This is a genomic window from Pseudomonas sp. W15Feb9B (genome assembly GCF_000828175.1).
Classification (GTDB): domain Bacteria; phylum Pseudomonadota; class Gammaproteobacteria; order Pseudomonadales; family Pseudomonadaceae; genus Aquipseudomonas; species Aquipseudomonas parakoreensis.
Window position 1 is genome coordinate 154,144 of the sequence record NZ_JTKF01000026.1, and the last position, 13,587, is coordinate 167,730.

Annotated in this window: 11 protein-coding genes; 8 read left to right on the forward strand and 3 right to left on the reverse strand. The window is 60.7% G+C overall.

The features are described 5' to 3' along the window. Positions 1 to 94: 94 nt before the first annotated feature. The gene (locus OC71_RS14835; RefSeq protein WP_041070485.1) at positions 95 to 673 is read right to left on the reverse strand and encodes an ACP phosphodiesterase; all 579 of its coding nucleotides are present in this window, start codon (positions 671 to 673) and stop codon (positions 95 to 97) included. A 169-nt stretch (positions 674 to 842) separates the two neighbouring features. On the opposite strand from OC71_RS14835, the gene OC71_RS14840 reads away from it, so the two are divergent. The 3 genes from OC71_RS14840 to OC71_RS14850 are packed head-to-tail and all read left to right on the forward strand — an operon-like array spanning position 843 to position 3,415. Then, a complete protein-coding gene (locus OC71_RS14840) occupies positions 843 to 1,163 on the forward strand; it encodes a helix-turn-helix transcriptional regulator (protein ID WP_003222436.1) in 321 nt (106 codons plus the stop codon). Positions 1,164 to 1,168: 5 nt separating this feature from the next. Then, positions 1,169 to 2,335: an MFS transporter gene (locus OC71_RS14845; RefSeq protein ID WP_041070487.1), complete on the forward strand. Its 1,167-nt coding sequence runs from the start codon at positions 1,169 to 1,171 to the stop codon at positions 2,333 to 2,335. A 30-nt stretch (positions 2,336 to 2,365) separates the two neighbouring features. Continuing rightward, positions 2,366 to 3,415 carry an alkene reductase gene (locus OC71_RS14850; RefSeq protein WP_041070489.1) on the forward strand — a complete coding sequence of 350 codons (1,050 nt, stop codon included), beginning with the start codon at positions 2,366 to 2,368 and terminating at the stop codon, positions 3,413 to 3,415. A gap of 217 nt (positions 3,416 to 3,632) precedes the next feature. Here OC71_RS14850 and emhR read toward each other — a convergent pair whose 3' ends face one another. Next, positions 3,633 to 4,265 carry an efflux system transcriptional repressor EmhR gene (emhR, locus tag OC71_RS14855; protein WP_008080104.1) on the reverse strand — a complete coding sequence of 211 codons (633 nt, stop codon included), beginning with the start codon at positions 4,263 to 4,265 and terminating at the stop codon, positions 3,633 to 3,635. Positions 4,266 to 4,532: 267 nt separating this feature from the next. On the opposite strand from emhR, the gene emhA reads away from it, so the two are divergent. The 5 genes from emhA to OC71_RS14880 all read left to right on the forward strand — a co-directional run bounded on the left by emhA (position 4,533) and on the right by OC71_RS14880 (position 13,094). After that, entirely contained in the window at positions 4,533 to 5,687 is a 1,155-nt protein-coding gene (gene emhA, locus OC71_RS14860) for an efflux RND transporter periplasmic adaptor subunit EmhA (protein ID WP_041070493.1), read from the forward strand. Positions 5,688 to 5,690: 3 nt separating this feature from the next. Then, a complete protein-coding gene (emhB, locus tag OC71_RS14865) occupies positions 5,691 to 8,840 on the forward strand; it encodes an efflux RND transporter permease subunit EmhB (protein WP_041070495.1) in 3,150 nt (1,049 codons plus the stop codon). Continuing rightward, positions 8,837 to 10,297: an efflux RND transporter outer membrane subunit EmhC gene (emhC, locus tag OC71_RS14870; protein ID WP_041070497.1), complete on the forward strand. Its 1,461-nt coding sequence runs from the start codon at positions 8,837 to 8,839 to the stop codon at positions 10,295 to 10,297. The genes emhB and emhC overlap by 4 nt, the downstream gene beginning before the upstream one ends. Before the next feature lie 442 nt (positions 10,298 to 10,739). Further along, entirely contained in the window at positions 10,740 to 11,999 is a 1,260-nt protein-coding gene (locus OC71_RS14875; protein ID WP_041070499.1) for an OprD family porin, read from the forward strand. A 288-nt stretch (positions 12,000 to 12,287) separates the two neighbouring features. Beyond that, a complete protein-coding gene (locus OC71_RS14880) occupies positions 12,288 to 13,094 on the forward strand; it encodes a methyltransferase domain-containing protein (protein WP_041070501.1) in 807 nt (268 codons plus the stop codon). 92 nt (positions 13,095 to 13,186) lie between these two features. On the opposite strand, the gene pcaC is transcribed toward OC71_RS14880, so the two are convergent. Then, positions 13,187 to 13,579, reverse strand: a complete 393-nt coding sequence (gene pcaC / locus OC71_RS14885) for a 4-carboxymuconolactone decarboxylase (RefSeq protein WP_041070503.1) — start codon at positions 13,577 to 13,579, stop codon at positions 13,187 to 13,189. Positions 13,580 to 13,587 lie beyond the last annotated feature (8 nt).

Genomic DNA, 13,587 nt, shown 5'->3' on the forward strand with positions numbered 1-13,587 from the left:
TGTGGGAGCTGGCTTGCCAGCGATAGCGGAAGGTCAGGCACACGAATGTTGAATGTGCCGACGCCATCGCTGGCAAGCCAGCTCCCACAGGGATTCAGGGTGTTGTTGAGGATTGTGCGAAGTCTTGCAATTGCGGGTAGAACAACGCGAAGTCCTCACTCAGCGGCTCATACAACCGCCGCAACTCCTGCATCGCCATCGCCAGTTCCTCCGGCCGGGTCAGGCGCCGGGAGATCCCGCGCAGCACCTGCTCCAGCACTTCAAACGCCTGATACGAACCCAGCCAGTCATTGGCAACCATGTGCGGTGCGATCTTCGCCAGGCGTTCGGGCAATTGCCGTTCATTCGACAGCACCCGGTACACGTCGCGGGTGAAGTCCTCCAGCGGCTGATCGGCGTACAGCGTCCAGTCCCGCGCCAGGCAATGGTCGAAAAACACATCGAGGACAATCCCCGCGTAGCGCCGCCGGGTCTCGGTGAAACGCCCGAGGGCGATGTCCACCACGGGGTGGCGATCGGTGAACACATCAATCCGCCGATGCAGCTGAATTGCCGCTTCGATCTGCGGCGCAAATTGCCCTTGCAGGCGTCCTTTGACGAAATCGCCATACAGACTGCCGAGTAATTGCTCGGGGTGCTGGCCTCCGAGGTGTAAATGTGCGAGATAGTTCATGGGCGCAGCTTAGCACTGCGCGCTTTCATCGTTACAACACACGTATCGTTATAACCCGATATACCGATTTATACGGTCGTCAGATCAAATTCATATTGGTATATCGCGAAATACCGATTTAAAGTTCGCCTCATCGCGATATAGCGCTACACATCACGAGCACAAAGCCATGAACCTCGACCTCGACGAAATAATAAAAGCCCTGGCACACCCAGTACGGCGAGACATCCTTATCTGGCTGAAAGACCCCAAAGCCCAGTTTCCTGAGCAGATACACAACCACGAGTACGGCATCTGCGCCGGGCAGATCGATCAACGCTGCGGCCTGTCGCAGTCGACCGTCTCCGCCCACCTGGCGACCCTGCAACGCGCAGGTCTGATCAGCAGCCAGAAAGCCGGCCAGTGGCACTTCTTCAAACGCAACGAGGACGTGATCCAGGCGTTCCTCGACGCCATCGTCAAAGAGCTCAGCGCTCCCACAAGGAATTGATTCAAATGCCCCTCTCGCTACTCATCCTGGCCTTGAGCGCCTTCGCCATCGGCACCACCGAGTTCGTCATCATGGGCCTGTTGCCCGATGTGGCGGCCGACCTCAAGGTGTCGATTCCCGGCGCCGGCTGGCTGGTGACCGGTTACGCCCTGGGCGTGGCCATCGGTGCGCCGTTCATGGCACTGGCCACCGCCAGACTGCCACGCAAGGCTGCACTGGTAGCGCTGATGGGGATTTTCATCGTCGGTAACCTGCTGTGTGCCATCGCCGGTGACTACAACGTGCTGATGTTTGCCCGTGTCGTCACGGCGCTGTGCCATGGTGCGTTCTTCGGTATCGGTTCTGTAGTAGCCGCCGGGCTGGTCGCGCCGAACAAACGGGCGTCGGCCGTGGCGCTGATGTTCACCGGCCTGACCCTGGCCAACGTGCTCGGTGTACCGCTGGGCACGGCGCTGGGCCAGGAAGCCGGCTGGCGCTCGACCTTCTGGGCGGTGACCGTGATTGGTGTCGTGGCGCTGATCGGTCTGATCCGCTTCCTGCCGGCCAAACGTGACGAGGAAAAACTCGACATGCGCGCCGAACTCGCCGCCCTCAAAGGCGCCGGCATCTGGCTGTCGCTGAGCATGACCGCACTGTTCGCCGCGTCGATGTTCACCCTCTTCACCTACGTCGCGCCGCTGCTCGGTGATGTCACTGGTGTCTCGCCAAAAGGCGTGACCTGGACCCTGCTGCTGATCGGCCTCGGTCTGACGGTGGGCAACATCATTGGCGGCAAACTGGCGGACAAGCGTCTCGGCGCCACCCTGATTGGCGTGTTTGTGGCGATGGCGGTGGTTTCCACCGTGCTGAGCTGGACCAGCGTCGCGCTGATCCCGACGGAGATCACCCTGTTCCTCTGGGCCACCGCTTCGTTTGCCGCCGTCCCGGCGCTGCAAGTCAACGTGGTGACCTTCGGCAAGGCGGCCCCGAATCTGGTGTCGACCCTGAACATCGGCGCTTTCAACATCGGCAACGCCTTGGGCGCCTGGGTCGGTGGCAGCGTCATCGCCCACGGTTTCGGCCTGACCAGCGTGCCCCTGGCCGCCGCGGCGCTGGCCGTGCTCGCGCTGCTGGTGACCCTGATCACTTTCCGTCAGAACGGCAATGCCGACCTGGCCCCTGCTACCCACTGATTAACCACTTCACTGACGAGGGTTGTACACATGGCAACTATTTTCGATCCGATCAAACTGGGCGACCTCGAGCTGTCCAACCGCATCATCATGGCTCCGCTGACCCGCTGCCGCGCCGACGAAGGCCGCGTGCCGAACGCGCTGATGGCTGAATACTACGTGCAGCGCGCGTCGGCTGGCCTGATCCTGTCCGAAGCCACTTCGGTGACGCCGATGGGCGTCGGCTACCCGGACACCCCAGGCATCTGGTCCAACGACCAGGTGCGCGGCTGGACCAACGTGACCAAAGCCGTGCACGCTGCCGGCGGCAAGATCGTCCTGCAACTGTGGCACGTCGGCCGCATCTCGCACCCGTCGTACCTCAACGGCGAAACCCCGGTCGCGCCGAGCGCCATCCAGCCTAAAGGTCACGTCAGCCTGGTGCGTCCATTGGCCGACTACCCGACCCCGCGCGCGCTGGAAACCGCTGAAATCGCCGAGATCGTCGAGGCCTACCGCACCGGTGCCGAAAACGCCAAAGCCGCCGGTTTCGATGGCGTGGAAATCCACGGCGCCAACGGTTACCTGCTCGACCAGTTCCTGCAAAGCAGCACCAACCAGCGTACCGACAACTACGGCGGCTCTCTGGAGAACCGTGCGCGCCTGCTGCTGGAAGTGACTGACGCAGCGATCGACGTCTGGGGCGCCGGCCGTGTCGGCGTGCACTTGGCACCCCGCGCCGATTCCCATGACATGGGCGACGACAATCTGGCCGAGACCTTCACTTATGTGGCTCGCGAGCTGGGCAAGCGCGGCATCGCCTTCATCTGCTCCCGCGAGAAAGAAGGCGCCGACAGCCTCGGCCCACAGCTGAAAGAAGCTTTCGGCGGCGCGTACATCGCCAACGAACGCTTCACCAAGGACAGCGCCAATGCGTGGCTGGCTGAAGGCAAGGCTGACGCGGTAGCGTTCGGCGTACCGTTCATTGCCAACCCGGACCTGCCGGCGCGCCTGAAGGCCGATGCCCCGCTGAACGATCCGCGCCCAGAGCTGTTCTACGGCAAGGGCCCGGTCGGTTACATCGACTACCCGACGCTGTAAACGTTATTCAGTACAAAGCAGCCGAAACGCAAAAGCCCCCGACTCGTGAGAGCCGGGGGCTTTTTCTTGGGCGTCCGGTACGGGGCAGCTAACATTCGTTCACAGGGACGACACAAAATCCCTACAAAATCCGTAGCTCGCTACGTTTAAACTCGCGGTTCGGGCGTCTGTAAAAGCAGGCCAATTGACATAACCTGTGTCAATTACGCATTTTGTTTCATTTGCGCAGGCTGGGGCTCAGGCGCAGCATATCCAACCCTGTATCGACCCAACGCTCGGCCTCGGCATGCAGCTCAAAGCTGTCCGGCGCCAATAGCCATCCATACAGGAGGCCATCGATATACGCATGAATGCTGATGGCCGCGCGGGCAGTGTCGAGATCTTCCGGCAACTGGCCGCGATTGACCGCATTACGCAGGGTCAGTCCGATGCGCAGATTGCAATCGAGACTGGCCGTGCGGCGCTGCTGGCGCAGATCGCACATTTCATCGGTGAATTCGCACTTGTGAAACAGAATCTCGTTAATGCGACGGGTCTTCGGATCCAGGGCAACCTGATGGAACAGATGGATCAACAGCTTGCGCATGCACCCCAGCGGATCGAGTTCATCCTCGCTCTCGCTGGCCTTGGCCAATTCATCCAGCGGTTCGTGCAGGCTGTCGAGCATCGCCTGCACCAGATCGGCCTTGTTGCTGAAATGCCAATAAATGGCACCGCGCGTAACGCCGGCCATTGTCGCGATATCCGCCAGGGTCGTGCGGGCCACGCCCCTTTCATAAAACGCTTTCTCGGCCGCTTCGAGAATCTGGCTGCGCGTTTCCTGAGCTTCCTCTTTGGTACGACGGACCATGGCAGTAAAACCTCAAACAGGATGTTTCAGGGATGGCTGAATATCCGCTGAATAAAGAGGGGGCCGATTTCTCACGAATCGGCTCCCCGGCCTACAATTTCAAACCTTGCGACGCATTTTGTAACAGGGTGGGTACGACGCCAAGCTATTTACAAACAACCATGAACGTAAGTATATTCCTTAGCAAGCTACTTATCCACCCGACCCGATTTTTTTACCCTTCCACACTTCTTGTGCGCATTTTGCGCGCCTGACCCGAGGATCTTCATGCAATTCAAGCCAGCTGTTACCGCTCTGGTCACTGCCGTCGCCCTGGCATCGCTGCTCAGCGGATGTAAAAAGGAAGAAGCGGCCCCGGCCGCTCCGCCTCCTCAGGTCGGCGTCGTCACCCTGCAACCACAAGCGTTCACCCTCACGTCGGAACTGCCGGGGCGCACCAGTGCGTACCGCATCGCTGAAGTCCGGCCACAGGTCAACGGCATCATTCTCAAGCGCCTGTTCAAGGAAGGCGCCGACGTCAAAGCCGGTCAGCAGCTGTACCAGATCGATCCGGCAGTCTATGAAGCGACCTTGAAAAGCGCCGAAGCCAATCTGCGTTCGACCAAGTCGATCTCCGACCGCTACAAGCAACTGGTCGACGAGCAGGCCGTGAGCCGCCAGGAATACGACACCGCCGTGGCCAACCGCATGGAATCGGAAGCGTCGCTGCAAAGCGCGCAGATCAATGTGAAATACACCAAGGTCTACGCGCCGATCTCCGGTCGTATTGGCCGTTCTGCGGTGACCGAAGGCGCGCTGGTCAGCAATGGTCAGGCCGACGCGATGGCGACGATCCAGCAACTGGACCCGATCTATGTCGACGTCACCCAGTCCTCGGTTGAACTGCTGGAACTGCGCCGCGAGCTGGAAAGCGGTCGCCTGCAGAAAGCCGGTGACAACTCGGCAGCGGTCAAGTTGACCCTGGAAGACGGCAGCCAGTACAAGCTCGACGGCAAACTGGAATTCTCCGAAGTGTCGGTTGATCCAACGACCGGTTCCGTGACCCTGCGCGCCGTGTTCCCGAACCCGGATCACACCCTGCTGCCCGGCATGTTCGTCCGCGCCCAGTTGCAGGCCGGTGTCAACGCCGCGGCCATTCTGGCGCCGCAACAAGGCGTGACCCGTGACCTCAAAGGCACCCCGACCGCACTGGTTGTCGGCCCGGACAACAAGGTCGAGCTGCGTCAGCTCAAGGCCAGCCGCACCGTCGGCAGCCAGTGGCTGATCGAAGATGGCCTGAAAGCCGGCGATCGTCTGATCACCGAAGGCCTGCAATATGTTCGCCCAGGTGCTCAGGTCAACCCGACCGAAGCGACCAACGTAGCCAAGAACCCGGCCCCCGCTCAGGCAGCTGACAAAGCCGCTGGCGGCAAAGGGGAGTAACTCATGTCGAAATTTTTTATCGACCGTCCGATTTTCGCCTGGGTAATTGCCCTGGTGATCATGTTGGTCGGGGCACTATCGATCCTCAAATTGCCGATCAACCAATACCCGAGCATTGCGCCTCCAGCAATCGCGATCTCCGTGACCTACCCGGGTGCTTCGGCACAAACGGTTCAGGACACCGTGGTCCAGGTGATCGAGCAACAGCTCAACGGTATCGACAACTTGCGTTATGTGTCTTCGGAAAGTAACTCCGACGGCAGCATGACCATCACCGCGACCTTCGAGCAAGGCACCAACTCCGACACCGCGCAGGTTCAGGTTCAGAACAAGCTGAACCTGGCGACCCCGCTGCTGCCGCAGGAAGTGCAGCAACAGGGTATCCGCGTGACCAAGGCAGTGAAGAACTTCCTGCTGGTGATCGGCGTGGTATCGCGTGACGGCAGCATGACCAAGGACGACCTGTCCAACTACATCGTGTCGAACATGCAGGACCCGATCTCGCGGACTGCCGGTGTCGGTGACTTCCAGGTCTTCGGTGCCCAGTACGCGATGCGCATCTGGCTCGATCCGGCCAAGTTGAACAAGTACAACCTGACCCCGGCTGATGTCAGCAGCGCGATCTCGGCGCAGAACGTTCAGGTGTCTTCTGGTCAGCTCGGCGGCTTGCCGGCGCTGCCTGGCCAGCAACTGAACGCCACGATCATCGGCAAGACCCGTCTGCAGACTGCCGAGCAGTTCAAGGCGATTCTGCTGAAGGTCAACCAGGACGGTTCGCAAGTGCACATCGGCGATGTCGCCGACGTCGGCCTGGGTGGTGAAAACTCGACCATCTCGGCGCAGTTCAACGGCAAGCCGTCGTCCGGTCTGGCGGTCAAACTGGCCAACGGCGCCAACGCCCTCGACACCGCCAAGGCGCTGCGCAAGACGATTGACGAACTCAAGCCGTTCTTCCCGCAAGGCATGGAAGTGGTGTTCCCGTACGACACCACGCCAGTGGTGACCGAATCGATCAAGGGTGTGGTTGAAACCCTGGTCGAGGCGATCGCGCTGGTGTTCCTGGTGATGTTCCTGTTCCTGCAGAACTTCCGCGCCACCGTCATCACCACGATGACCGTGCCGGTGGTATTGCTCGGCACGTTCGGCATCCTCGCGGCTGCCGGTTTCAGCATCAACACCCTGACCATGTTCGGTATGGTATTGGCCATCGGCTTGCTGGTGGACGACGCCATCGTCGTGGTGGAAAACGTCGAGCGGGTGATGGCCGAAGAAGGCCTGTCACCAAAAGAAGCGACCAAGAAGTCCATGGGGCAGATCCAGGGCGCTCTGGTCGGTATCGCCCTGGTGCTGTCGGCAGTATTGCTGCCGATGGCGTTCTTCAGCGGTTCCACCGGTGTGATCTACCGTCAGTTCTCGATCACCATCGTCTCGGCCATGGCCCTGTCGGTGCTGGTTGCGCTGATCTTCACCCCGGCGCTCTGCGCGACCATGCTCAAGGCCATCCCGAAAGGCGAGCACGGCACGCCGAAAAAAGGCTTCTTCGGCTGGTTCAACCGCAACTTCGACCGCAGCGTGCGCAGCTACGAGCGCGGCGTCGGCAACATCCTGCAGCGCAAGGCGCCGTATCTGTTGGCCTACCTGTTGATCGTGGTCGGCATGATCTGGCTGTTCACCCGCATTCCGACTGCGTTCCTGCCGGAAGAGGACCAGGGCGTACTGTTCGCCCAAGTGCAAACCCCGGCGGGTTCCAGTGCCGAACGGACCCAGGTCGTGATCGACGAAATGCGTTCGTATCTGCTGGAGAAAGAAGCGGGAGCGGTGTCCTCGGTGTTCACCGTGAACGGCTTCAACTTCGCCGGTCGTGGGCAGAGCTCGGGTCTGGCGTTCATCATGCTCAAGCCGTGGCACGAGCGTGATTCGAACAACAGCGTGTTTGCCCTGGCCCAGCGCGCCCAGCAGCACTTCTTCAGCTTCCGCGACGCGATGGTGTTTGCCTTCGCCCCGCCAGCGGTACTGGAGCTGGGTAACGCGACCGGTTTCGACGTGTTCCTGCAGGACCGCGCCGGTATCGGTCACGAAAAACTGATGGAAGCGCGTAACCAATTCCTCGGCATGGCTGCACAGAGCAAGGTGCTCTACCAGGTGCGTCCGAACGGTCTGAACGATGAGCCGCAATACCACCTGGAAATCGACGATGCGAAGGCCCGCGCCCTGGGCGTGAGCATTTCCGACATCAACAGCACCCTGTCGATCTCCTTCGGTAGTAGCTACGTCAACGACTTCATCGACCGCGGTCGGGTGAAAAAAGTGTACGTGCAAGGTCAGGCTGGCGCTCGCATGAGCCCGGAAGACCTGAAGAAGTGGTACGTGCGCAACAGCGCCGGGACCATGGTGCCGTTCTCCGCATTCGCCAAGGGCGAGTGGATCTACGGTTCGCCGAAACTGGCGCGCTACAACGGTGTGGAAGCGATGGAGATCCTCGGTTCTCCGGCGCCGGGTTATTCCACCGGTGAAGCGATGGCCGAAGTCGAAGCGATTGCCAAGAAGCTGCCGGCCGGTGTCGGTATCTCCTGGACCGGTCTGTCCTATGAGGAACGGCTGTCCGGCTCGCAGGCGCCAGCGCTGTATGCCCTGTCGCTGCTGATGGTGTTCCTGTGTCTGGCGGCGCTGTACGAGAGCTGGTCGATTCCGATCGCCGTGATGCTCGTGGTACCGCTGGGGATCATCGGCGCGCTGATGGCCACCAGCCTGCGTGGGCTGTCCAACGACGTGTACTTCCAGGTGGGTCTGTTGACGACCATCGGTCTTGCGGCTAAAAACGCCATTCTGATCGTCGAGTTCGCCAAAGAACTGCACGAGCAAGGACGCAGTCTGCGCGATGCGGCGATCGAAGCGTGCCGCATGCGTCTGCGACCGATCATCATGACCTCGCTGGCGTTCGTTCTCGGTGTAGTACCGTTGGCGATCTCCACGGGTGCAGGTTCGGGTAGCCAGCATGCGATCGGTACCGGCGTGATTGGCGGTATGCTCACGGCCACGATCCTGGCGATCTTCTGGGTCCCACTGTTCTTCGTCACGGTTTCGTCCATGGGCCAGCGCAAAATCGCCGATCCGGACGAGACGACTGAAACTCCTAAAGAGGCTGGCCAATGAGCAAGTCGCTACTCTCCATCGCAGTCGCCGCCTTCGTGCTGAGCGGTTGCTCACTGATCCCCGATTATCAGCAGCCTGAGGCTCCTGTCGCAGGTCAGTACCCGCAAGGGCCGGCCTATTCGCCGGCCCAGGCGCCGGCGCAAGCCGCTGCCGAGCAGGGCTGGAAGCAGTTTTTCCATGATCCGGCCCTGCAGCAGCTGATCCAGGTGGCGCTGGAAAACAACCGCGACCTGCGTGTCGCGGCGCTGAACATCGACGCTTATGCGGCTCAATACCGCATCCAGCGAGCGGATCTGTTCCCGGCCGTATCGGCCAATGCCAGCGGCAGCCGTCAGCGGATTCCGGCGCGAGCGTCGCAGACCGGTGATTCGACGATCACCAGTTCCTACACCGCGACCGTCGGCATCAGCGCCTACGAACTCGACCTGTTCGGACGGGTACGCAGCCTGAGCGAACAAGCGCTGCAACAATACTTCGCCACCGAAGAAGCGCGCCGCAGCACCCAGATCAGTCTGGTGGCCAGTGTGGCCAACGCCTATATGACCTGGCAGGCGGACAAGGAACTGCTCAAGCTGACGCAGGACACCCTCGGTGCCTTCGAAGAAAGCTACAAGCTGACCAGCCGCAGCAACGAAGTCGGTGTGGCCTCGGCGCTGGACCTGGCGCAGTCGCGCACCTCGGTGGAAAACGCCCGGGCACAACTGGCCAAGTACACCCGTCAGGTGGCTCAGGACGAGAACAGCCTGACCCTGCTGCTCGGCACCGGCATCCCGGCCAATCTGCAAGCGGCCAAACCGCTGTCGGATGATCTGCTCAGCGACGTACCGGCCGGCCTGCCTTCGGATCTGCTGCAACGTCGTCCGGACATCCTGCAAGCCGAGTACAACCTGAAAGCGGCCAACGCCAACATCGGCGCCGCCCGTGCAGCGTTCTTCCCGAGCATCAGCCTGACCGCCAATGCGGGCAGCCTGAGCCCGGACCTGTCCGGTCTGTTCAAAGGTGGTTCGGGCACATGGCTGTTCCAGCCGCAGATCAACCTGCCAATCTTCAACGCCGGCAGCCTGCGTGCCAGCCTCGACTACGCCAAGATCCAGAAGGATATTGGCGTGGCGAACTACGAGAAGTCGATTCAGACCGCCTTCCAGGAAGTCGCCGACGGCCTGGCCGCCCGCCAGACCTACACCGAGCAGTTGCAAGCGCAGCGTGACTTCGTCGCGGCCAACCAGGATTACTACCGTCTGGCCGAGCGTCGTTACCGCATCGGTGTCGACAGCAACCTGACTTTCCTCGACGCCCAGCGTCAGTTGTTCAGCGCGCAACAGGCACTGATCACCGACCGCCTCGCGCAGCTGACCAGTGCGGTCAACCTGTACAAGGCCCTGGGGGGTGGCTGGAATGCGCAGACCGCGCAGAACGAACCGCTGAAAGAAGAAGCACCGAAGATGAAGTTGTTCTGATCATCAACAGGTGAAAACAGGAAGCCCACCGATTGGTGGGCTTTTTGTTGCCTCAGGAAAAGTTTAGGTGCCTGCACTGACCCCTTCGCTGGCGAGCCAGCTCCCACAGGTTTTCAGGGGTCCGCAAAATATGTGTTCACTGAAGATCCTTGTGGGAGCTGGCTTGCCAGCGATGAGGCCTTCACAGACACCCTGAAATCCAACTGAATCTTGCGTTCGATAATCGCCCAGAACCCGCTTTTACCAATTGAATCAAAACATCCGCCCCCCGCACCATTCGCTCCACAAAACCAATAACAACAGGTTCGATACCATGCTCCCGCGCCCTGTCCCGCCCGGCTGATCGCCGCCGCTCCATTCCTGATCTGCAATGTCGTGCTCGCCCCAAAGTGGCGGCAGCGAACCCGTTCGTCCCCCCAAAAAAATAACAAGAGACCCTGCGATGACTCATCCCACTGCGCCGTACGCACTCCCCGGCCTGATCGCCCTGGCCCTGACTGGCGTCGCCCTCCCCGCCGCAGCCGAAGAAGCCGGTTTTATCGAGGGCGCCAGCGCCAACCTGAACCTGCGCAACTTCTACATCAACCGCAACTTCACCAACCCGACCAAGGCGCAGGGCAAGGCCGAAGAATGGACGCAGAACTTCATCCTCGACGCCAAATCCGGTTTCACCCAGGGCACCGTCGGTTTCGGCATGGACGTGCTCGGTCTGTATTCGGTAAAACTCGATGGCGGTAAAGGCACCGGCGGCACGCAACTGCTGCCGCTGGATCACGACGGGCGTCCGGCGGACAACTTCGGCCGCACTAACGTCGCGTTCAAGGCCAAGCTGTCGCAGACCGAAATCAAGGTCGGCGAATGGATGCCAGTGCTGCCGATCCTGCGTTCGGACGACGGTCGTTCGCTGCCGCAAACCTTCCGTGGTGGCCAGATCACCTCGAAGGAGATCAACGGCCTGACCCTCTACGGCGGCCAGTTCCGCGCCAACAGCCCGCGCGACGACAGCAGCATGAGCGACATGTCGATGTTCGGCAAAGCGGCGTTTACCTCTGATCGTTTCAACTTCCAGGGCGGTGAATACCAGTTCAACGAAAAACGCACGCAGATCGGTCTGTGGAACGCCGAACTCAAAGACATCTACAGCCAGCAATACGTCAATCTGACTCACAGCCAGCCACTCGGTAACTGGACGCTGGGCGCCAACCTCGGCTTCTTCTACGGCAAGGATGACGGCAGCGCCCGCGCCGGCGAACTCGACAACAAGACCTGGTCGGGGATGTTCTCGGCCCGCTACGGCGGCAACACCTTCTATGTCGGCCTGCAAAAACTCACCGGCGACAGCGCCTGGATGCGCGTCAATGGCACCAGCGGCGGCACCCTGGCCAACGACAGTTACAACTCCAGCTACGACAACGCCCAGGAACGTTCCTGGCAGGTGCGCCACGACTACAACTTTGCCGCCCTGGGCATCCCCGGCCTGACCCTGATGAACCGCTACATCAGCGGCGACAACGTGCACACCGGAACCATCACCGATGGCAAGGAATGGGGCCGCGAATCGGAACTGGGCTACACCGTGCAGAGCGGTACCCTGCGCGACCTCAACGTGCGCTGGCGCAACTCGACCATGCGCCGCGACTTCAGCAACAACGAGTTCGACGAGAACCGCCTGATCATCAGCTATCCGATCAGCTTGCTCTGATCCGAGATTGGCCCCGGATTATCTGTAGGAGCTGCCGCAGGCTGCGATTTTTTGATCTTAAAATGCAGAATCAACAGATCGCAGCCTGCGGCAGCTCCTAAAGGAAAGGGATATCAGGGAGCCATCCGTCAGGATCTGTGGCACTTCACTAAGCCTCGGGTAGAGTAGGAAACACCTGAAGGACTCAGGTGCCACACCCTCCCCGCTTCCGCTATCCAAAGTTGTTGGTCCTCAAGATTTGGCCAGATTGTCATCGGAAGACACTGCTGATCATCGGAGGACCACCTCATGATCACTCGTCTCAACGCAACACCCGACTGGGACGCCAAGGCCTACCAGCAGTTTTCTCGTCAACGCCAGCGCCCGGTCAACGAATTGCTCGACCGTGTCGATCTGCACGACCCCAAACGCATTTATGACCTGGGCTGCGGCACCGGCATTGCCACGCAGTTGCTGGCCGAGCGCTGGCCGCGAGCGCAGTTGCTGGGCGTCGACAGCTCACGGCAGATGCTTGATCAGGCCCGATGTCTGCCGATCAACGCGCAATGGCAAGAGTGCGACTTGATCGACTGGCACCCCGAGCAACCCGCCGACCTGCTGCTCGCGGCGGCGGTGCTGCATTTCATTGGCGATCATCAACAACGGCTGCCGCGCCTGCTCGGTCATCTCAAGCCCGGTGGCTGTCTGGCAGCACACATGCCGGACTGGCGCGATGCCTTGTGGTATCGACTGATGCTCGACACCCTCGACGATGCCGGACCGGGACACACCCCCATCGGCACACCGGAGTTGCGCCAGCGCATGGCCGCGCGGCCGTTGTTGGCATTGGAGGATTACTACCGCTTGCTGGCGCCGCTGACCACGTCGCTGGACATCTGGGAAACCGAGCAACTGCAAGTGGTGGACGGCAAGTCGCCGGTGTACGACTGGGTAAAGGTCTCGGCGTTGCGGCCGGTGATGCAGGCGCTGACGTCACAGGAGCAGGCGCGGTTTATCTATCACTTCCTGATGCGCGTGCATGAGTATTATCCGCCGGAGAAAAACGGGCAGACGCTGTTTCCGTTCAAGCGGATTTTCATTGTGGCCAGGGTTTGAAGATCAACAGATCGCAGCCTGCGGCAGCTCCTACATTGGAATGCACTCCCCTGTAGGAGCTGCCGCAGGCTGCGATCTGTTGATTCTGATGCCTACTCCCGAGACTCAATCCCAAGCTCATCCCACACCGACTCCGCCAGATGGAACGTCGCATTGGCCGCCGGAATCCCGCAATAAATCGCGCTCTGCATGATCACTTCCTTGATCTCGCCCCGGCTTACGCCATTGTTCGCCGCTGCGCGCAAATGCAGCTTCAGTTCGCCTTCGCGGTTCATCCCGATGAGCATGGCGATGGTGATCAGGCTGCGGGTATGCCGCGGCAGGCCCGGGCGGGTCCAGATGTCGCCCCAGGCGTGACGGGTGATCATCTCCTGAAATTCCGAGTTGAACTCGGTCAGCGTGGTCAGGCTGCGATCGACATGCGCATCGCCCAGCACCGCACGGCGTACTTGCATGCCATCGTCATAACGTTGTTTCTCGTCCACAAAAACTT